At 67.3% G+C, this 18688-nt stretch carries 23 protein-coding genes; 5 read left to right on the forward strand and 18 right to left on the reverse strand.

The window, feature by feature from the left end; genetic code table 11:
• Positions 1 to 166 precede the first annotated feature (166 nt).
• The 6 genes from HNP44_RS00635 to HNP44_RS00660 form a co-directional block, all read right to left on the reverse strand.
• A complete protein-coding gene (locus HNP44_RS00635; RefSeq protein ID WP_259143942.1) occupies positions 167 to 1222 on the reverse strand; it encodes a restriction endonuclease in 1056 nt (351 codons plus the stop codon).
• Between the two features lie 28 nt (positions 1223 to 1250).
• The gene (locus HNP44_RS00640; RefSeq protein WP_259172202.1) at positions 1251 to 3827 is read right to left on the reverse strand and encodes a DEAD/DEAH box helicase; all 2577 of its coding nucleotides are present in this window, start codon (positions 3825 to 3827) and stop codon (positions 1251 to 1253) included.
• A gap of 187 nt (positions 3828 to 4014) precedes the next feature.
• Positions 4015 to 5190, reverse strand: coding sequence for a helix-turn-helix domain-containing protein (locus HNP44_RS00645; protein ID WP_259143945.1), 1176 nt, complete (start codon positions 5188 to 5190; stop codon positions 4015 to 4017).
• Entirely contained in the window at positions 5187 to 5984 is a 798-nt protein-coding gene (locus tag HNP44_RS00650; protein WP_259143946.1) for a hypothetical protein, read from the reverse strand. Before HNP44_RS00650 ends, HNP44_RS00645 begins: the two co-directional genes overlap by 4 nt.
• Positions 5985 to 6062: 78 nt before the next feature.
• Positions 6063 to 6533: a DUF7373 family lipoprotein gene (locus HNP44_RS00655; RefSeq protein ID WP_445515055.1), complete on the reverse strand. Its 471-nt coding sequence runs from the start codon at positions 6531 to 6533 to the stop codon at positions 6063 to 6065.
• A gap of 230 nt (positions 6534 to 6763) precedes the next feature.
• A complete protein-coding gene (locus HNP44_RS00660) occupies positions 6764 to 6949 on the reverse strand; it encodes a hypothetical protein (RefSeq protein ID WP_259172204.1) in 186 nt (61 codons plus the stop codon).
• Between the two features lie 270 nt (positions 6950 to 7219).
• On the opposite strand from HNP44_RS00660, the gene HNP44_RS00665 reads away from it, so the two are divergent.
• Positions 7220 to 7453, forward strand: coding sequence for a DUF433 domain-containing protein (locus HNP44_RS00665; protein ID WP_259143948.1), 234 nt, complete (start codon positions 7220 to 7222; stop codon positions 7451 to 7453).
• Between the two features lie 34 nt (positions 7454 to 7487).
• On the opposite strand, the gene HNP44_RS00670 is transcribed toward HNP44_RS00665, so the two are convergent.
• A complete protein-coding gene (locus HNP44_RS00670; RefSeq protein WP_259143949.1) occupies positions 7488 to 8132 on the reverse strand; it encodes a DedA family protein in 645 nt (214 codons plus the stop codon).
• 68 nt (positions 8133 to 8200) lie between these two features.
• Complete coding sequence (gene truA / locus HNP44_RS00675) at positions 8201 to 9028, reverse strand: tRNA pseudouridine(38-40) synthase TruA (RefSeq protein WP_259143950.1); 828 nt, start codon at positions 9026 to 9028, stop codon at positions 8201 to 8203.
• A 111-nt stretch (positions 9029 to 9139) separates the two neighbouring features.
• On the opposite strand from truA, the gene HNP44_RS00680 reads away from it, so the two are divergent.
• Complete coding sequence (locus tag HNP44_RS00680; RefSeq protein ID WP_259143951.1) at positions 9140 to 9412, forward strand: hypothetical protein; 273 nt, start codon at positions 9140 to 9142, stop codon at positions 9410 to 9412.
• Between the two features lie 97 nt (positions 9413 to 9509).
• Positions 9510 to 9968 (forward strand): hypothetical protein, encoded by a 459-nt coding sequence (locus HNP44_RS00685; protein WP_259143952.1) that lies wholly within the window; start codon positions 9510 to 9512, stop codon positions 9966 to 9968.
• Between the two features lie 124 nt (positions 9969 to 10092).
• Here HNP44_RS00685 and rplQ read toward each other — a convergent pair whose 3' ends face one another.
• The 6 genes from rplQ to rpmJ all read right to left on the reverse strand — a co-directional run bounded on the left by rplQ (position 10093) and on the right by rpmJ (position 13672).
• Complete coding sequence (gene rplQ / locus HNP44_RS00690) at positions 10093 to 10788, reverse strand: 50S ribosomal protein L17, sunset domain variant (protein WP_259143953.1); 696 nt, start codon at positions 10786 to 10788, stop codon at positions 10093 to 10095.
• 34 nt (positions 10789 to 10822) lie between these two features.
• The gene (locus HNP44_RS00695; RefSeq protein ID WP_224650154.1) at positions 10823 to 11881 is read right to left on the reverse strand and encodes a DNA-directed RNA polymerase subunit alpha; all 1059 of its coding nucleotides are present in this window, start codon (positions 11879 to 11881) and stop codon (positions 10823 to 10825) included.
• A gap of 85 nt (positions 11882 to 11966) precedes the next feature.
• Positions 11967 to 12572, reverse strand: coding sequence for a 30S ribosomal protein S4 (gene rpsD, locus HNP44_RS00700; RefSeq protein ID WP_224650151.1), 606 nt, complete (start codon positions 12570 to 12572; stop codon positions 11967 to 11969).
• A gap of 21 nt (positions 12573 to 12593) precedes the next feature.
• Positions 12594 to 13004: a 30S ribosomal protein S11 gene (gene rpsK, locus HNP44_RS00705; protein ID WP_068522638.1), complete on the reverse strand. Its 411-nt coding sequence runs from the start codon at positions 13002 to 13004 to the stop codon at positions 12594 to 12596.
• The gene (gene rpsM, locus HNP44_RS00710) at positions 13004 to 13375 is read right to left on the reverse strand and encodes a 30S ribosomal protein S13 (protein WP_224650148.1); all 372 of its coding nucleotides are present in this window, start codon (positions 13373 to 13375) and stop codon (positions 13004 to 13006) included. Before rpsM ends, rpsK begins: the two co-directional genes overlap by 1 nt.
• Before the next feature lie 183 nt (positions 13376 to 13558).
• Positions 13559 to 13672, reverse strand: coding sequence for a 50S ribosomal protein L36 (gene rpmJ / locus HNP44_RS00715; RefSeq protein WP_013127970.1), 114 nt, complete (start codon positions 13670 to 13672; stop codon positions 13559 to 13561).
• A gap of 261 nt (positions 13673 to 13933) precedes the next feature.
• Here rpmJ and HNP44_RS00720 point away from each other — a divergent pair, with 261 nt between their 5' ends.
• Complete coding sequence (locus HNP44_RS00720) at positions 13934 to 14659, forward strand: S1 family peptidase (protein ID WP_259143954.1); 726 nt, start codon at positions 13934 to 13936, stop codon at positions 14657 to 14659.
• Between the two features lie 72 nt (positions 14660 to 14731).
• Here the strand turns inward: HNP44_RS00720 and infA are convergent, their stop codons facing one another.
• Both infA and HNP44_RS00730 read right to left on the reverse strand, forming a co-directional pair.
• Entirely contained in the window at positions 14732 to 14953 is a 222-nt protein-coding gene (infA, locus tag HNP44_RS00725; RefSeq protein WP_005140011.1) for a translation initiation factor IF-1, read from the reverse strand.
• 107 nt (positions 14954 to 15060) lie between these two features.
• Entirely contained in the window at positions 15061 to 15594 is a 534-nt protein-coding gene (locus HNP44_RS00730) for an NUDIX hydrolase (protein ID WP_259143958.1), read from the reverse strand.
• Between the two features lie 60 nt (positions 15595 to 15654).
• On the opposite strand from HNP44_RS00730, the gene HNP44_RS00735 reads away from it, so the two are divergent.
• A complete protein-coding gene (locus HNP44_RS00735; protein ID WP_259143959.1) occupies positions 15655 to 16956 on the forward strand; it encodes a bifunctional o-acetylhomoserine/o-acetylserine sulfhydrylase in 1302 nt (433 codons plus the stop codon).
• A 172-nt stretch (positions 16957 to 17128) separates the two neighbouring features.
• On the opposite strand, the gene HNP44_RS00740 is transcribed toward HNP44_RS00735, so the two are convergent.
• Both HNP44_RS00740 and HNP44_RS00745 read right to left on the reverse strand, forming a co-directional pair.
• Positions 17129 to 17791 carry a hypothetical protein gene (locus HNP44_RS00740; protein WP_259144261.1) on the reverse strand — a complete coding sequence of 221 codons (663 nt, stop codon included), beginning with the start codon at positions 17789 to 17791 and terminating at the stop codon, positions 17129 to 17131.
• A gap of 75 nt (positions 17792 to 17866) precedes the next feature.
• A complete protein-coding gene (locus HNP44_RS00745) occupies positions 17867 to 18640 on the reverse strand; it encodes a MerR family transcriptional regulator (RefSeq protein WP_259143960.1) in 774 nt (257 codons plus the stop codon).
• Positions 18641 to 18688 lie beyond the last annotated feature (48 nt).

Consider the following 18688-nt stretch of genomic DNA (forward strand, 5'->3'; position numbering starts at 1 on the left):
TCGGTCCACCCCGTGCTGGAGTCCAGGGGGTTGAATCCGTTCTCAGTGCGTTATCATCTGAACGGATGACACTCTGGGCGCGCCACCGGTGCACGCCACTAACGCAAACGCACGCTGTTACCCGTGCCGTCCTGCCCCGAGTAGTGTCCGAGAGAGGACGGCTCGGTCATGCCCCTTGACAATCGCTCCGCGTATCAGACTGCGGCTCGTCTGCCAACGTCGGCCACGGGTCATTGGGCGGTACCGGTCTCGCGGCTTCAGGCAACGGCAGGCTGGTCACAACGAACAGGTTCAGGATGTCGTCGCGATCCAAAAACATGATCTGACTACGCTTGGAGGCATCGAGTGCGTTCCCGAGCCAGTTTCGGGCCTGCTTGGTAATCTCCCCGCCCGCCACGATGAATGCGTGGTCGACGAGCACCCGGTGGTTGATCTCCGGATCGAAGATCTCGTGCGCGAGCATCATGAGCGCCTGGTTGTGGATCTCGGCCATGTTGGCGTTGCCAGCTCTCGTGACACCAGACGCGTCGAGCTTGCCCTTCTTGGCCTGAATCCCGAAATATAGGACGTGCTGGGTCGGCAGCGTGTACCGCATCCAGATGTCCTTGCCGTACTCGAGCGCCTTGTCCTTGTGTCCGGCCGCGGTGATGCGGTGGAAACCGAGTTGGCGGAAGAGCGGCAGCAAGACCTCCTCGATGAGCTCATCCTCGCTGCATCCGTCTAGGTAGGTGGCGAGGTCAGCCCGGCGTTGCACCTCGACGGCGCTGAGCGGGCGATGCGGGTTGGCCTGAAGAATCGTCACGGTGTCGGTGCCGACATGCCTCAGATAGCAGTGTCGGTCCTCGCCGTAGAAGGCCTCGAAACCTTCCCTGGCCAGAACGGTGTTGAGTTGTTCCATAGCCTTGGGGCGATCGGGGCCCTCGTTCATGCCGTCGGCGGGCGCCATCAGTTGGTCGATGAGGCGACAGAAGATCTCCGGCGGATGTGTCGGTCCGTCGTGTGGCTCCGCCAGCATCGACTCCAGAACGTCCGCGACCCACCGGTGGCGGGTCGAGCCGTCGTGCTCCCAGTCGGTGTCGAGGTCCCGGAAGAACTCGGTGATGTACATGCTCGACCGGTACGGGAAGTAGGACGGCTCCTTGCCGTCGATCTGGTCGGGCGATCCGAGATTGCCGCAGATCAGGTTGGCGAGTGCCTCGGTGTTGCGCCGCTTGAAGTTCACGCCTGCTCCCCGTCTCGCGCTGGACGCATCAGTCGCCCGGCCGAATTCGCTGTTGGGTGAGCCGGTCGATGACCTGGCTGGGCAGGCATCCGTGCTCAGTCATGACCGACCGCACGTGCTGCCGCAGCAGGTGCTCCGTCTGGATGCCCGCCGCGCTGGTGAGCAGATCGCTCCATACGGTCGAGACGTCCCCGGCAATCTGCTCGATGGTCTCGGTTGAAGCTAGGTAGACGTTCGGGTTCGCCGCCGGCGCATGGGCAGGATCCACAGTCAGCCTGTCGGACACGATGATCGCCGGGCTACCGGCGGGAGGATGGTCCATCCCGCTGTCGGCGGCGAGCTGATCGAGCTGGGTGTTGGCCTGGCGTACATCGTGCAGCGGCAGGAGACCGTCTGCGTGCTGCTCGGACTTGGCCTCGACCGTCATCCACATGGCGGTGTCCCATCGCCAGGCGGAGTCGCAGCGTCCCTGGCCCTTTGGCTTCGACGCGGTCGCACCGAGATAGGTACCCAGAGCTGTCAAGCCGCCCTCGTAGATCGATGCTTCGTCCTGCGCGAGGGCCTGGCGCATCGCCGACAGGTCGTCGTTGATGCGGTTGGCGCGCAGTTGTCCCCGCAGCTTGGCCGCGATCGCGTTGACGGCGACGACGTCCATGCCGACGAGTGGTACCTCCTCGCTGCCGGGAAGCTCGCGCATCTCCTTGAGCCACGTGCCGCGGTTGGACGCAGCTGCGGCCTGTCGCACCAGAGCGCGAGCGCGCCCACGCTGGGCCTCGTCCTGGGCCCCTAGATGAAGCCACACGGCTGCGATATAGAGCAGCAGGCCCCGGTAGCCACGCGTATCGTCGCCGCCGACGCCGACCAAGCGAGCTGCCTCCTGCAGCTGCTCACTAGCACCGAACCAGTCGCCACGGAACGCCAGCTGCCATGCGTCCACCTCCAATGCGGCGGACTTGCCCAGCGCGTCGGCCGCAGGTGACTCAACCTTCACCGCGTCCTGTCGGAACTCGGCGACCATCGGCTCGCCCTGCTCACGCCAGTCCGCGTCGTGCTGGAGGAACATCAGGACATTGTCGACGACCTCGTCAGGGTTGGTGCCCTTGCTGTTCTGCCAGCCGAACTCCACCTCGGCCTGCAGCTCGGGCTCGAGCGCCTGACGGTTGTCTGGGCGGCTGAAGTACCGAGTGATGTCCGATCCGACCACGACGACCACGGCATAGTCATTCGGGCCCCGGGTGCAGCGGCCTGCGCCCTGAACGATGCGGGTGCGTAGTCGTTCAGCGAGGGCAACGCTGGCCTCAGCTCGCTCGCTGAGGAACTTCTCCTGCAAGCTGACCGCGTCGGGCTTGCCACCGAGGACCACAATCCGGCAGGCGCCTCCGGGGAGGTCGAGGCCGTCGTAGCGATTGGCAAGGCCGAGTACGCCGGTGGGCGACTTGGCGAAGACGTCGAGGCCGTACTCCAGAACGTCGCGACCCATCACGGGCACGCCGCTCCCGGCCAGAGCCGCAGCTGCTGCCTCCGTATTGGCGACCGTGTCTTGGCTCAGCACCAGCGCCTTGTTCGTGGTGCCGATGACTCGCTTCGTCAGCCCGACCGCATCGCCGCCTGGGGTCAGGTCAGGAAACACAAAGAGGCGTCGGCCGGAGCGCGGCGGCGTCTTGGTCGGCAGAGGCATCCGGAGGATCTCTGCCCGGCCGAAGGCCCGCTCGAGCTCCCCGCCGGAGCCGAGCGTTGCTGATAGATAGATCCGCTGCCCTGCCCTAGAGAAGATCCTGTTCTCGAAGGTCGGAGGAATCATGGGCCGGATCTGGATACCGCCGTACGACAGGTAGACACAGCAGGACGCCAGTCCGGAGCGGATCATGGCGAACTCGAACTTGTAGTCCCCCTGCAGTTGGGCGAGCGCAGCGTCGAGTGTCGCGAGGGCTGCGGGGTCTACGGCAGGCAGCACGAGACGAACCTGGTGGTGTGCGCCGGGGTCGGGTGCGCCCTGAAGGCGTTGCAGGAGCAGGCCAGACGTGAAAGGCTTGAGGGCTTCGAGGACGTAGAGGTACGTGGTGGGGTCTTCGTGGCGGCGGATGCTGATGCCGTACTCCTCACCGACGAACTGCTCGCCGGCGTGGGCGTCGTCGAAGATGAGTAGACGGGGTTCGGGCAACTTGGGGCTGCTGTTGAAGACGGCACTGTAGGTCGTGATGCCGATGCCTTCGCCACCCTCAACGGCACTCTCGTCAGCAGTAGCCCAGCCGCGGTGGCTGCCGATCAGGAGAACACCCGGAACACCTTCGCGCTGGGCCGTCGCGAGGACCTGCCGCGCCAGCTGCTTGGTTGGGGTGGCGTAGATGATTGGCCCCTCACCCTTGCGACGCACCCACTCTCCGATGAGGAGACCGGGAAGCGTCTTGCCCGAGCCAGTGGGTAGCTCGAGCGCGAGGTCGGGCGTGGCCTGGTGATGCTCGGCGTAGGCCCGAATGACGTCGCCCTGGTGAAGCCAGAGGCCGTCGACGGCTTCGGTGGTTCGAGGCAGCGTGCCACTCAGATACAGCTCCTCCGGCGACGGGAACTGCTGCTGCCCCCTGCTTGTTTTACCTTGGAATGCCATGGTTCGTGTCCGATTCGTCGTCGTTCGGTGAAGTGGTGACTCTGGCGCTCTGGCTCGTGCCAGAGCACCTGCAGCTTGATGCGTCCGGCCACGCAACGCTCGTCCTCAACCCCGCGCCAAGTCCACCCACATGATCCACTTCGAGCCGGAGCACGGCGCTTTCGCCGTCGCGCGCTACCAAGCGCCCTCATATGGGACGACGCTCTAGGAGAGAGATGACCGGCGCACGGTGTCCGTGCTGCCCTTCGCTCATCTCCTGAAAATTCGGCGCCGGGGTGCGTGACGTGACCCTTCGGAACAGCTCCGTCGGTACCCTGCACTGGTCCACCAGCTGCTCCTCTGCGATCCCCTCGTCGGCCAACAATTCAACTGCGCGAGGCAGCAATGACGGTTGCTCGACCACCGTCACGAGGCCGGGCTCAGCTCGCCTCCATCCTCGAGCTGAGATTGACGTCATAGCATTGCGATATGACACATCGCTGAGGCGGCCGAGCCATCGCGCCCTGTAGAGAAGCGCCTGGATGCTCACACCCCACTGCTCCTTCAGCTGAGCCAAGTCCTTCCACACACTTCCGCCCATCGATCCCGGCAGTAGGTTACGAATCTCACCAGACGGCATGAGTAGTTCTGCCGCAAAGCGATGGGCCTGATCCTCGACGACCCGGCTTCCCGGCTCGGCGTCGCCATGCATCACCAAATGTCCAAGCTCGTGAGCCACATCAAACCGCTGACGGTAATAGTCCCGCTTGATCGGGTTCAAAACCACAACTGGTCGAATCTTGCTATCAAACGAGTAGGCGTCGACGGATGCCGCTTGGGCTGGCGAAAATACGACCAGTACCCCATGGTTTTCGAGTAGGCGCACCAAATGTCCTGCCGGCCCTGACCCCAACCCCCACGCTTGTCGGACATGGTTCGCTGCTCGCTCCGGCCCTTCCCCATCGTCCGGCGCAACAGGGAAGGATGGCACGCCTGCGTCTGGGAACTCGACGTGTCGCTCCAAACTGTTAGCGATGTCGACTGCCGTCTGCCCGTAGGCAAATGCTTGATCCCGCGCGAGCTGACTTGTCGATCGCAATGATCGGAAGTGCGGCGCGCTGCTCTGAGCCGCGATATCGTCGGGTCGCACAGCAAAGAAGCCCGGCTCGACCGACAGGCTCAGAGCCAACTTGGCGACCGCTGCTGGCGTCGGACGCTTGCGGCCGTTTTCCCAGGCCGCGACAGCCGTTGGACTCACCTCCACACGAGCTGCGACTTCGCTCTTTCGCAGACCGGAGAGGTGTCGTGCCATCGTCAGGCGTCGACCGTCGAAAATTGCTGATACATCGGCAGCGCGATCAGCGTTCGATTGGTTGTCATTCACTGCTCCGCACTCGCATGACCCGTCTCGTCGTTACGACGACGAATCCGCACTGGCGCATCGGGAACTGGCGAAGGGCCAGTTGGCCGCGGGCCGACGTCGGTTCGGCGTCCACCGTCCGCCGGCGGAGTCGACAACACGTCGTGCTGCCAGTGCCATCCATCTTCTCCGGCAGAATTCAGCCGTGGGCGGCCTAGGATCAGTTCTCGATTCTGGCTGACGGGATCGAGGGTGTGTGCGAGCACAAACGTCAGGAGATCGAGCTGCTTGGCTTGCTTGAACATGGCCTCGATACCGGCGACCTCTTCGTCGACGAGCCCCTCGAACAATGAACCTTGCGCCGCGTCGGGGTTAGGCTGCGAAGCCACTCGTTGCTTGGTGGGGCTCTTCTCAGACCAGTGCACCTCGTCAACCTTGCCGAACGGACACGATGCCAGAAGGAGGCGGACTCCAGCGGACGCCCACCCAGGACTGCCGTTCAAGTCGGAGCGCTCCACAAGGTCTGGGGCCAGGCGCGGCATCGTGTCGACATCTACCGTCGAGAGCTGCGCCAACAGCGTGTCGAGGCCAGCGTCGTCGTTCTCGCTAGACACCGCGTATCGGTCACATGCGAAGACCCGATCAAGACGGTTACGAAACAAGGTGAATCGCGTGGTACCAAGCCACGTCGCGTCGTGGCCGTCTTCCTCGGAGTACTCCTCTAGCGTTCGAGCCGAAGCTGACAGATAGGCCCAGCGCACACCCGCCAAGACTCCCGCTTCGCGGAGTGCGGTGATCACGTCTTCCTGTTCACTCACGGCATCAGACTACACCATGTCCAGTAGATCGCGCTCAAAAATGAACCATTGCCGCCTGACTGTGCGGAGAAGTTAGCACTACTCGATCCGCCGAACCAACCGCCACCACTCCAACAGCACGTCGACCTTCCCCAGATCCACCTCAGCGGCTACTCCGTCGGTCAAGTTCGGGATCGTCGCCACTGGCTTGGAGCCCCACGACGAGCGCACGAGGTCGAGCGCCTGCTTCGCGTCCGTGGTCGAACTGAACCTGATCGCCGAGACCCGCACCGTCTTCGACGGCGCGGCAGGACGGTCGACCCGCGTCAACGCCACGCCGACCTTCCCCTTCGTGGACGTGTACGAGACCGACTCGTGGAGAAGGTCCGCGCCGACCATGCTGATCGCCGGCACGGCACCGACGCCGGGGGCTGCTTCAACCAGGGCCGGGTCCGCATCGGAGGGCAGAACCAGTACCTCCAACATGCGGTTGCCATCAGCGACCCACGCCGAGTTCGGGTCCCCCCCGCCTGGGGCTGTACAAACTCGTCGGGTTGTCCCCCACGTCAAGCCCCGGCGGGAGGGGCGACGCCGATGATGAGCGCGCTACCGCCGTGGGCCCCGTGGCCTCCCCCGCGATCGCCGTGCCGCACCCGGACAACACGACCACGGCTGCCAGCGCGAGGCAGGTCATCGTGCGCCGCTTCATCGCCACTCCCTCAGACACTCGTGCAGGTTCGCGCACACCGGTTTCGGTCGCCTTTCGGGATTCTTGCAGAGCCACCAAACGACGCGTTCACCTACGCCGACCCACCCGCAGCCCGCCGTCGAATCGCCTCGGCGATCCTGGCGTCCTGCTCTGGTGCCGGCGGGGCGCCGCGGCCCCGGCCGGCCATCGCGAGGGCGTACCAGCCGCGGAGTTGTGTCACGGCGTAGCGAAGAAGGCTCATACCCATTAGACGCACCAGCCCGGCGATCCGTTCCATCCACGTCCGTTAGAGGGGACAACAATCTCCGCACACGGGGGCGTCACGGATGCGCCGATGAAGCTTGCGCTCACCGACTACACCAGCATCATCACCAACTAGCGGGGCGTCTTTATCACATGACGAGGCCAGCGCTCGTCCACGCGTCGGCCCGGAGCTCCCGATCGTCGCCACGAGATCCTGCCATCCCTTCCTGGAGTTCGTGGTGGCGAACTGGATCTCGTACTCGACCTTGATTGTCGACCACCGGGACGGCGTGACGCTCGAATCATGTCGTACCTCGGCCGCGTGACCGCGAACCCGGAGATCTGCCATTGCCAGGCGGTCATTCGCGGCATGCGGTACCCGGTCGCCGACCTGCTCGACCTACTGGCGTCGGGGATGAGCATCAAAGAGATCGTGAGCGACTACCTCAAACTGGAGCGCGAGGATCTGCTCGCCGCGCTGGAGTTCGCGGCGCAAGCCACCGGACACCGCTACGTGGTCCCCTTCGACGCAGATTGACCGGCTCCGAATCAGTGAGGCTCCTTGTAGACGATCAGTGTGTGACGGGCTCCGCCGCGGCGGATTCGGCGGCTTCGCGCTTGCGGGCGCGGCGGCGGGTGATCACGGTGATCGCGATGGGGATGATGATCGTCAGCGCGGAGCCGATGAACAGCACCTCGAGGTGGTCGCGCAGCAGCGGGATGCCGCCGAGGAAGTAGCCGAGAAGCACGATGCCGTCGCACCACAGGATCGAGCCGAGCACCGAGAACAGCGTGAACTTGCGGTGGTCCATCTTCGAGAAGCCCGCCAGCACCGGCACCAGCGTGCGGACGATGCCGATGAACCGCGCGAAGAGCACCGTGAACGGGCCGTACTTGTCGAAGAAGGCGTAGGTCTTGTCGACGGGGCCCTGCCCGATGAAGTTCATGACCCTGCCGCGCATCACCTTCGGTCCGGCGTACCGGCCGAGGGCGTAGCCGCACTGATCGCCGATGATCGCCGCGATCGGCAGGAACAGCAGCAGTTGCCACAGCTGCGCGAAGGGCTGGGGCTGCGCCGCGAAGATGCCCGCGGTGAACAGGATCGAATCGCCCGGGAAGATGAAGCCCACCAGCAGACCGGTCTCGATGAAGATCAGCAGCACCAAGCCGATGAGGCCCGCGGAGCCGAGGAAGCCGGTGACGTCGAAGGGGTTCACATCACCCGAGTATCCACGCGGTGGGCGTCGCGATCATGAACTGCGGGCGAACGGCGGCTCAAGCTCCGTCAGTCGCCGCAGCAGCCGCCGGAGGGGCCGTCGACCTCGCGCTTCTCGCGGGTGATCAGGTTGCGCTCGGCGAGCTCGTCGTCGGCGGGGTAGTCGACGCGCACCAGCGTGAGCCCGCAGGCGGCGGCCACGTTGATGGCGCTGGAACGCTCGCGCTCGTCGAGGAGCCCGGCGACCCAGTCGGCGGACCGTCGGCCCTCCCCGACTGCGGCGACCGCCCCGACAAGGGAGCGCACCATCGACCAGCAGAAGGCGTCGGCGGAGACCTCCGCGGTGAACACCCCGTCGGCGTCGCGGCGCCAGGCGAAGCGCTGCAGCTCGCGGACCGTCGTGGCGCCCTCGCGGCGGCGGCAGAAGGCGGCGAAGTCGTGCAGGCCGAGCAGCCGGTCGCTCGCCTCCTGCATCCGGTCCAGGTCGACGGGCCGGCGCCACGGCGCGGTGTCGCGGGCGCGCAGCGGGTTCGCGCCGAACAGGGCGTCGGTGAGGCGGTACTCGTAGTGGCGGCGCAGCGCGGAGAAGCGGGCGTCGAACTCCGGCGGGGCGACGCGGATCGCGGTCACCCGGACGTCCTGCGGCAGCATCCGCGCCAGGCGGCGCACCAGGCCGTCGGGCAGCACCTCAGGGTCCGGCAGGTCGAAATGCGCGACCTGGCCCGTCGCGTGCACGCCCGCGTCGGTGCGGCCGGCGACGGTGAGCTGCACCTCCGCGCGCAGGATCGTGCGAAGAGCCTCCTCCAGCACGCCGCACACCGTGCGGCGCTCGGGCTGGCGGGCCCAGCCGCTGAAGTCGGTGCCGTCGTAGGCGATGTCGAGGCGGTAACGAGTCATGTCGCCGTCAGACTCTACCGGTGCGAGCCCGGCGCCAGGCCCGCCGCTAGGCCGTCCAGGTAGCGCGTGAGCGCGGTGTCGAGCAGCACGTCGGCGTTGTACGGGTAGCTCGTGTGCAGCGCGTACGTCCTCGCCGGCGAGCTGGGTCGCGCCGACGGCGACGTCCCCCGCGCGCCCGCCAGGTACGACGCCGTGATGCGGCCGTTCGTGAAGAAGGCGCAGGGGCTGCCGCCGGGCCGCCCCGCGGGGTCCGCGCCGAGGGGCCGGATCGGCGTCGCGCTCGGCGACCTCACGTACCGGACGGCGATGACGTGGCCGATGCGGCTGATCTGGGCGGCGCCGTTCGCGAAGGCCGACGGCATCGACCTGCCCGTCTACGCCTGATGCGGCTCACGATGTCGTTTTCCGCGGCGGTACGCATGCACCAGCGCACGTCCGCATGCGCGGAAGTCGACATCCTGAGCGGCGTAGCGTCGGGCCCATGACCGATACCGCGCAGACCGTCACCGTGTTCGCCGATGTCCCGCCGGCCGTGCTGTTCGCGGCGCTGGCCCGGCCCGCGGTGCACGCGGCGGCCGACGGCTCCGGGATGCTGCGCGGCGTCTCCGACGACGGCCCCGAGACGATCACCGGCGTCGGCCAGATCTTCGGCATGGAGATGACCGACGAGCAGGGGAGGCCGTACTCGGTCGACAATCACGTCACGGCCTTCGAGGAGGATCGGCGGATCGCGTGGCTGCCCGACGGGCGCGGGAAGCCGCCCGTCGGCGTCGAGTGGTCGTGGGAGTTCACCCCGGATGGCGAGGGTTCGTTGATCGCCGTCACCTGCGACTGGTCGCGGGTGACGAACGCGGCCTACCTTGCGCAGTTCACCCTGCCGCGGGTCTCGGCGGACAAGGTGCGCGCCACCGTCGACACCGTGATCGCGCTCCTCGGCTGAAAGATCTCCGTCTCCACCCCGATCTCGCGGGCGAAACACGCCGCACAGCGCGTTACGGCGGTGATCTTGAAACGACGAAGCCCGCCACCTGCGGTGCAGGTGGCGGGCTAGCGTGCGTGGGTGACTACTCCGAGTCGGAGGCGTCCTCCTGCTGCGACTTCGGCAGCGAGTAGCCCGCGGCCTCGGCCGAAGCGTCGTCGGCGAACCAGATCTCGGCGACCGTCGACTCGAAGAAGCGGGTACCGGGACGGTGGTACAGCTTCGAGTCGGCGTTGCCCTTGATCGGGAAGCCCTCGGGAGCCTCGTCGGCGTCCTCGAGCGGCGCGTGCGCGCCGGCGGGGAGGTCCGAGCCCTCGGCCGGAGCCTCGGTCTCGGCGATCTCCGCAGCCTCGACGGCGGCGGACTTGGCAGCGGCCTGCGAGGCGGCGACGCGGGTGGCACGCGCCCCCTCGGTGGCGGCGAGCTGCTCGGTCACGATCTCGATGACCGCCATCGGGGCGTTGTCGCCCTTCCGGTTCTCGGTCTTGATGATCCGGGTGTAGCCGCCCTGACGGTCGGCGACGGCCGGAGCGATCTCCGCGAACAGCACGTGCACGACGTCCTTGTTGCGGATCTCCTTCATGACCTCGCGGCGGTTGGCCAGCTTGCCGTGCTTGGCATGGCTGATCAGCTTCTCCGCGTAGGGACGCAGGCGCTTGGCCTTCGCCTCCGTGGTCTCGATACGGCCGTGCTCGAAGAGCGCGGTCGCGAGGTTCGCCAGAATGTGCTTCTGGTGCGAGGCCGAGCCGCCCATCCGGGCGCCCTTAGTGGGCCTAGGCATTGTTTCTCCTGTGGGTGGTTAAGAGCTGTTCAGCTCAGAGCTGCTCGGTCTCGGCGTAATCCTGGTCGCCATCGGCGTCGCCCGAGAACGACGGCTCGTCGCTCCAGGTACCGGTGGCCGGGTCGTACCCGTCGACCTGCGACGGATCGAACGACGCGGGGCTGTCCTTGAGGGCCAGACCCAGCGCGTGCAGCTTGACCTTGACCTCGTCGATCGACTTCTGACCGAAGTTGCGGATGTCGAGAAGATCGGACTCGGTGCGGGCCACGAGCTCGCCCACGGTGTGCACACCCTCGCGCTTGAGGCAGTTGTACGAGCGCACCGTCAGGTCGAGATCCTCGATCGGCAGCGAGAACGCCGCGATGTGGTCGGCCTCGGCCGGCGACGGGCCGATCTCGATGCCCTCGGCCTCGACGTTGAGCTCCCGGGCGAGCCCGAACAGCTCGACCAGGGTCTTGCCCGCCGACGCCAGCGCGTCCCGCGCGGTCATCGAGTTCTTGGTCTCGACGTCCAGGATCAGACGATCGAAGTCGGTGCGCTGCTCGACACGGGTGGCCTCGACCTTGTACGTCACCTTCAGCACGGGCGAGTAGATCGAGTCGACCGGGATGCGGCCGATCTCGGCGCCCGACGCCTTGTTCTGCACGGCCGGCACGTAGCCACGGCCCCGCTCGACGACGAGCTCGATCTCGAGCTTGCCCTTGTCGTTCAGGGTGGCGATGTGCAGGTCGGGGTTGTGGACGGTGACCGACGCCGGGGGGACGATGTCGCCCGCGGTGACGGCGCCCGGGCCCTGCTTGCGCACGTACATGGTGACCGGCTCGTCGTCCTCCGACGAGACGACCAGGCCCTTGAGGTTCAGGATGACGTCGGTGACGTCCTCCTTCACACCGGGGACCGTGGTGAACTCGTGCAGCACGCCGTCGATGCGGATGCTGGTCACGGCCGCGCCCGGGATGGACGACAGCAGCGTGCGGCGGAGCGAGTTGCCCAGCGTGTAGCCGAAGCCCGGCTCCAGCGGCTCGATGATGAACTTCGAGCGCGCCTCGGAGATGACCTCTTCGCTGAGGGTGGGTCGCTGCGAGATGAGCATTGAGTATTTCCTTCTCTCTGGGCGTCCGCTATTTGACGCCCGTAGGAGGTCGCCGGCGGCGAATCCGCCGGCGACCCTGCACTACTTACTTCGAGTAGTACTCGACGATGAGCTGCTCCTGGAAGGGCACGACGATCTGCTCACGCTCGGGCACGCGGTGCACGAGGATGCGCAGGGACGACGGAACCACCTGGAGCCACGCCGGAGCGGTGCGCTCGCCGAGCGTCTCACGCGCGATCTGGAACGGCGTGGTGCCGAGCGACTTCGGGCGGACGTCGATGATGTCGTACTGCGAGACGCGGTACGAGGGAACGTCGACGCGGACGCCGTTCACCGTGAAGTGACCGTGGGTCACCAGCTGGCGGGCCTGACGACGCGTACGCGTCAGACCGGCGCGGTAGACGACGTTGTCGAGGCGGGTCTCGAGGATCTGCAGCAGGGCGTCACCGGTCTTGCCGGTGGCGGCCTTGGCCTCCTTGTAGTAGCGCGAGAACTGCTTCTCCATCACGCCGTACATGAAGCGGGCCTTCTGCTTCTCCTTGAGCTGCAGCAGGTACTCGGACTCCTTGATCCGCGCACGGCCGTGCTGGCCGGGCGGGTAAGGACGACGCTCGAACGCCTCGGAACCGCCGACGAGGTCGACGCCCAGACGACGGGACTTACGGGTGACAGGGCCGGTATAACGAGCCATGGTTTCTCTCTCCTACCTTCCCTAGACCCGACGCCGCTTGGGCGGACGGCAGCCGTTGTGCGGCTGCGGCGTCACGTCGGAAATGGTGCCCACCTCGAGGCCGGCGGCCTGCAGCGAGCGGATTGCGGTCTCGCGGCCCGAACCCGGGCCCTTGACGAAGACGTCGACCTTCTTGACGCCGTTCTCCTGCGCCTTGCGGGCAGCGTTCTCGGCGGCGAGCTGCGCGGCGAACGGGGTGCTCTTGCGCGAGCCCTTGAAGCCGACGTGGCCCGAGGAGGCCCAGCTGATCACGTTGCCACTGGGGTCCGTGATCGAGACGATCGTGTTGTTGAACGTGCTCTTGATGTGAGCGTGGCCGTGCGGGACGTTCTTCTTTTCGCGACGACGCGAAACGCCCTTCTTCGCGCCCGTGGCGCGCGACTTCGGAGGCATTACTTCTTCTTTCCGGCGATGGTCTTCTTCGGACCCTTGCGGGTGCGAGCGTTGGTCTTGGTGCGCTGGCCACGCACGGGCAGGCCACGACGGTGGCGGATGCCCTGGTAGCACTGGATCTCGATCTTGCGACGAATGTCGGCCTGCACCTCACGGCGCAGGTCGCCCTCGACCTTGTAATCCGTGCCCTCGATGAAGTCACGGAGCTTGGTCAGGTCCTCGTCGCTGAGGTCCTTGCTGCGCAGATCCGGGCTCACACCGGTCTCGGTGAGAATCTCAGTCGCGCGGGTACGGCCGATGCCGTAGATGTAGGTCAGTGCGATCTCCATGCGCTTCTCGCGCGGGAGGTCGACACCCATAAGACGTGCCATTCTTGGCGGTTTCCTTCTTCGTAGTCGGAGGTCTGCTCCCCGTCCGTCCTCGGTGGTTCCGGCGCTTTCACGCCGGCCGAGGCCCCGGCCTCCGAGCCGGGGGTGCACAGGGGCTCGTCTGCCCCTGCTGGTGCGGAGAGGTCATCGTGTGTTCAAGCGGCGAACCGCTCGAAGCGCACTGATCTAGCCCTGACGCTGCTTGTGGCGCAGGTTGTCGCAGATCACCATGACCCGACCGTTACGGCGGATCACCTTGCACTTCTCGCAGATCGGCTTGACGCTGGGGTTGACCTTCACGTCAGTCCTATCCAGTTGTTCTCAGTGTTTTTCCGCACCGCCACCGTTAGCCGGAGGGGTGCCACGGCACGCACGACGAAGCCGCGCACGCACGCGATGATCCAGTGTACGCTTCGCGCCCGTCGGCCCCAAATCAGCCGCGGACGGCGTGCGAGCACCGCGCACGAGGAAGCTCTCATGCTAGCCTCAGGAACAACCGGCGATGCACTATTCGCCACTCTTCATTCCCCTGATCCGATCCTCGATCGAAAAGGACCCGCGATGCGTCTGTCCCCCTCCCGCCGCCTGAGCGTCGCCGCCACCGCCGCTGTCGGCGTCGCGGCGTCCTTGCTGGTCTCGGCGGCCCCCGCGACGGCCGCACCGCGCGTCGTCGTCGGCCCCGGCTCCGAGATCGACATCGTGCAGAAGGAGACGGCGGAGGGCATCGATGTCAGCGTCTGCACCCTCGGCGTCCTCGCCCTCACGCCCGACGGCCGCCGCGTAGGAGTCACCGCCGGCCACTGCGGCCGCCCGGGCCAGACCGTCGCCGTGCCGGTGCCGGGCCAGGACCGCACCATCGCCTCGGTCGGGAAGATCGAAAAATCCTCGAATCCGAAGATCACCGCGGACGGCCGCACCGCGGACCCGAATCAGCCGGACTGGGGCACCATCGCCTTTTCGGCCGGCGTGCCACTGGTGAATGCGCAGGGGAAGGTCCGCCCGACCAAGGTCGGTCGCGCCGCCGTCGGTGACCAGGTGTGTCGACAGGGCCGTACGACCGGTTGGCAGTGCGGCAAGGTCGCCGACGTGGCCGGCAACCGCGTTCTGGTGACGATGAAGGGCGATCACGGCGACAGCGGCGGTCCACTGGTCCGCCTTTCCGACGGTGCCGCACTCGGCATCACCTCCGGCGGCCTGGACCTGAGCCGCGAGTCGGGCACCCAGTCCGAGTTCTTCGACCTCGGCTTCGTCCTCGCTCAGGCCGGCGGCCTACGCCTCGCGGTCTAGTACCCCGAAGACGAAGAAGGCCCACCCCGCGGGGTGGGCCTTTCTCGTCTGTTTCGGCGTCGCGCTACGCGGTCACTTGTACCGGTAGACGATGCGCCCGCGCGTCAGGTCGTACGGGGAGAGCTCCACGACGACCCGATCCTCGGGCAGAATACGAATGTAGTGCTGCCGCATCTTGCCGCTGATGTGGGCGAGCACCTTGTGCCCGTTCTCCAGCTCGATGCGGAACATTGCGTTGGGGAGCGGCTCGACGACGCGGCCCTCCACCTCGATGGCTCCGTCCTTCTTCGCCATACCCTCCACGATCCTGTTGTCTTCAGCGGACGCCGTGTGCGACCTGTGCCCCTCCGGTGCGGACGGGCATGCGGCCGAACGCCGCGCTACCCACCTATTCTACGCGCTCAGCACTCGTCCGACGAATCCTGCCCGGAACCGCCCCCCGCGCTGACGAGGTGCAACGCGAGTTCGACCGAGTCGGGAACGAAGTCGGCGGGGTCCGCCGCGACCGCCGCGAGCAGATCGCCCGGCGCCATCCACGTGCCGCTCGCCACCTCCTCGGGCTGGTGCACGACCGCCCCGTCGTACGTGCAGACGTACTGGAAGCACACGAACCGGGTACGGGGATCCTCGTAGCTCCGCACACCGACGGGCCGCAGCTCCACCCCGTGCACCCCGAGTTCCTCGAAGGCCTCGCGCGCGGCACCGTCGTCCGGAGACTCCCCCGCCAGGAGCACACCGCCCGCGGTGAAGTCGCGCAGCCCCGGGTAGACGTCCTTGATCGGCGTGCGGCGGTGCACGTAGATCCGGCCGGCGGAGTCGAAGACGAGGACGCCGGTAGTGCCGTGCCGCAGGTTTTCGGCGCGCACCCGCGACCGCGGCGCGGCCCCCGCGGGGCTCCCGGCGTCGTCGTAGAGCGCCACGATCTCGTCCGTCATTTCTCCACAGTATGAGCCAAACCCTGGACACCGCACCGCGCGTGCACTTGTATCGGGGCCATGAGCAATCCGGACAGCCCGAACTGGCATTTCGAGACCGCGCAGATCCACGCCGGGCAGGCTCCCGACGGGGCCACCAACGCGCGCGCGCTGCCGATCTACCAGACCACGTCGTACACGTTCAACAACACCGATCACGCCGCGGCGCTGTTCGGGCTGGCCGAGCCGGGCAACATCTACACCCGCATCATGAATCCGACGCAGGACGCCGTCGAACAGCGGATCGCCGCGCTCGAGGGCGGTGTCGCCGCCTTGCTCGTGGCCTCCGGCCAGGCGGCCGAGACTCTCGCGATCCTCAACGTCGCCGAGTCGGGCGATCACCTCGTCAGCTCGCCGTACCTGTACGGCGGCACCTACAACCTGCTGCACTACACCCTCGCCAAGCTGGGCATCGAGGTCACCTTCGTCGAGAACCCGGACGATCTGGAGCAGTGGCGCGCCGCCGTCCGCCCCAACACCCGGGCCTTCTTCGCGGAGACCATCTCGAACCCTCGGGGCCACGTGCTCGACATCGCGGGCGTCTCCGGCGTGGCTCACGAGAACGGGCTGCCGCTCATCGTCGACAACACCGTCGCCACCCCGTACCTGCTGAATCCGCTCCAGCACGGCGCCGACATCGTCGTGCACTCGGCCACCAAGTACCTCGGCGGCCACGGCGCGGCGATCGGCGGCGTCATCGTCGACGGCGGGAACTTCGACTGGACGCAGGGCCGGCACCCGAACTTCACCACTCCGGACCCGTCGTACCACGGCGTCGTCTTCGCCGATCTCGGCGCGCCCGCCTTCGCGCTCAAGGCCCGCGTGCAGCTGCTGCGCGACCTGGGCCCCGCGATCTCGCCGTTCAACGCCTTCCTGCTCTCGCAGGGCATCGAGACGCTGAGCCTGCGCGTGGAGCGGCACGTCGAGAACGCGCAGAAGGTCGCCGAGTACCTCTCCGGCCAGGAGGGCGTGACCTCCGTGATCTACGCCGGTCTCCCCTCGTCGCCGTACCACGAGCGCGCGAAGGAGCTGCTGCCCAAGGGTGCCGGCGCGATCGTCGCCTTCGAGCTCGCCGGCGGCGTGCCCGCGGGCAAGGCCTTCGTCGACGCCCTGGAGCTGCACAGTCACGTCGCGAACATCGGCGACGTCCGCTCGCTCGTGATCCACCCCGCGTCGACCACGCATTCACAGCTCACCGAGCAGGAGCAGCTCGAGGCCGGCGTCACGCCGGGCCTGGTGCGCCTGGCCGTCGGCGTCGAGCACATCGACGATATCCTCACCGACCTCCAGCTCGGCCTCAAGGCCGCGGCGAACGCGTCCTAGGGAGCCCGTGATGCGCGCGCTGCGGTGGTTGCGACGGCAGGCCCGTTCCGTCCTTCAGGACGACGGTGCCTGGACCGCGGCCGTGCAGCGCGGGTGTACCTAGACACTGCACGACGGAGCGCGCCCCCGAGTCCTCGACGAGGGGGCGCGCTCCGTCTGCGTGTCGGCGGCTCTAGCGTTCCAAGGCCGCGCGAACCTGGTTCTCGAGGGCGACGGTGGCGGATCTCGGCAGGTCGATAAGGCCGTCGAGCTCCGCCCGGGCGCGCTGGTAGGCCTGCTGGCGCTCCGGGCCGGAGGCGGAGCCGTCGAGCGCGACGGCGAGCAGCCGCTGCGCCTTGGCGAGGCGCTCCTGCTCCACGGGCGAGAAGTCGCCGCGGCGGCGGCGCTTGGCCTCCTGCTCCGCGACGTCGAAGGCCGCGGCGTACGCGTGCACCGCGTCGCGGTACTGCTCGACGTCCGCCGCGGACGCCTCGTCGGGAGAATCCGGACGGAGCAGGTCAGCGCGACGCTTGGCCTTGTGGAAGTCGACGGTCAGCGGCTCCCGCATGTCGACCATCATCGGGAAGTCGAGGATGGTGGCGAGGTCCGTCTCGTAGCCGAACCAGCGGGTGTCGACGCCGTCGTGCGCGGCGACAGCGCGCGCGAGTTCCCGCTGGACCTGCGCCGCATCGACCCGGCCCATGCCCTGTGTGGTGGCCAGAGCCACCTTGGTCTCCTGCTTGATGCGGTACTTCTCGAGGCGCCGGTTCGCGCGGCGCTCGTTCCACGCCGATGCGCCCTTGGCCGCAGCGCTGATCGAGCCGCCGAACACGAAGATGAGCCACCAGTAGTTCATCCACTCCACGAGACCAGGCTAGCGCGGCGGTTCGGGCCGCTCAGGAATCTTGGTCTGGTCCTGAGCGGCCCGACCTCACTGCTGCTGCTCCGCGTTCGCGGTGACGATGTCGACCACGTACTGGGCGAGGCCCGGCGCGACGTCCTCGTAGTGCTTCCTGAACCGGGGATCGGTCACGTACATCTGTGCCACGCACACCTGCATCGCGTGGTCGCAGTCGTACCAACGGTCGATCCCGGCGCGGTGCCGTTCGGCGAGCTCGTTCGCCTCGGGCGAACCGGGCGCGACGCCGCGGGCCAGGCCGTCCGCGAGCGCGGCCTCGAGGGCATCGCCCTCGGCTTTGAGCTGCTTCCAGTCGTCCTTGCTGAGCTTCGCAGTGCGCTCGGCGCTCTGCTTCCACGCGTCGGTGTCGCCCCAGCGCTGCTCCGCCTCCTCGGCGTAGCCCTCACCGAGCCAGTCGGCGCCGAAGATCTCGGTCTGCTCCTCGGCGGTGAGGGTGATCCCCCGCTTCTTGCTGTTCATCATGTCCTCCGCGGCCGCGACCATCCGGTGCAAACGGTCGATCCGCTCGGAGAGCAGCTTGTGCTGCGCCTCCAGGTGGGCCATGGCATCGGCCGACGGATCGTCGAGCAGGGTCGCTATCTGCTCGAGCGGGAAGCCCAGCTCCCGGTAGGTCAGCACGCGGTGCAGCCGCTCGACGTCGTCGTCCGAGTAGGCCCGGTAGCCGGCGCCGGTGCGCGCCGACGGCGGGACCAGCCCGATCTCGTCGTAGTGGTGCAGCGTGCGAACGCTGACCCCGGTCATTCGCGCGATGGCGCCGACCGGGTGGAGGGGCTTCCGTTCGTTCACGCCGACCACGCTCGCGCCTCACGTCGCGTGAGGGTCAAGAGCGTTGTC

The sequence above is a fragment of the Tsukamurella ocularis genome (assembly GCF_024807615.1).
GTDB classification, from domain to species: Bacteria; Actinomycetota; Actinomycetes; order Mycobacteriales; family Mycobacteriaceae; genus Tsukamurella; species Tsukamurella ocularis.

Coding starts and splice junctions, on each gene's coding strand:
- HNP44_RS00640 (WP_259172202.1), bottom strand. CDS start 3,827: ATGGCATTCCAAGGTAAAACAAGCAGGGGGCAGCAGCAGTTCCCGTCG.
- HNP44_RS00660 (WP_259172204.1), bottom strand. CDS start 6,949: ATGGAACGGATCGCCGGGCTGGTGCGTCTAATGGGTATGAGCCTTCTT.
- HNP44_RS00665 (WP_259143948.1), top strand. CDS start 7,220: ATGTCGTACCTCGGCCGCGTGACCGCGAACCCGGAGATCTGCCATTGC.
- truA (WP_259143950.1), bottom strand. CDS start 9,028: ATGACTCGTTACCGCCTCGACATCGCCTACGACGGCACCGACTTCAGC.
- HNP44_RS00685 (WP_259143952.1), top strand. CDS start 9,510: ATGACCGATACCGCGCAGACCGTCACCGTGTTCGCCGATGTCCCGCCG.
- rplQ (WP_259143953.1), bottom strand. CDS start 10,788: ATGCCTAGGCCCACTAAGGGCGCCCGGATGGGCGGCTCGGCCTCGCAC.
- HNP44_RS00695 (WP_224650154.1), bottom strand. CDS start 11,881: ATGCTCATCTCGCAGCGACCCACCCTCAGCGAAGAGGTCATCTCCGAG.
- rpsD (WP_224650151.1), bottom strand. CDS start 12,572: ATGGCTCGTTATACCGGCCCTGTCACCCGTAAGTCCCGTCGTCTGGGC.
- rpsK (WP_068522638.1), bottom strand. CDS start 13,004: ATGCCTCCGAAGTCGCGCGCCACGGGCGCGAAGAAGGGCGTTTCGCGT.
- rpsM (WP_224650148.1), bottom strand. CDS start 13,375: ATGGCACGTCTTATGGGTGTCGACCTCCCGCGCGAGAAGCGCATGGAG.
- HNP44_RS00720 (WP_259143954.1), top strand. CDS start 13,934: ATGCGTCTGTCCCCCTCCCGCCGCCTGAGCGTCGCCGCCACCGCCGCT.
- infA (WP_005140011.1), bottom strand. CDS start 14,953: ATGGCGAAGAAGGACGGAGCCATCGAGGTGGAGGGCCGCGTCGTCGAG.
- HNP44_RS00730 (WP_259143958.1), bottom strand. CDS start 15,594: ATGACGGACGAGATCGTGGCGCTCTACGACGACGCCGGGAGCCCCGCG.
- HNP44_RS00735 (WP_259143959.1), top strand. CDS start 15,655: ATGAGCAATCCGGACAGCCCGAACTGGCATTTCGAGACCGCGCAGATC.
- HNP44_RS00740 (WP_259144261.1), bottom strand. CDS start 17,791: ATGAACTACTGGTGGCTCATCTTCGTGTTCGGCGGCTCGATCAGCGCT.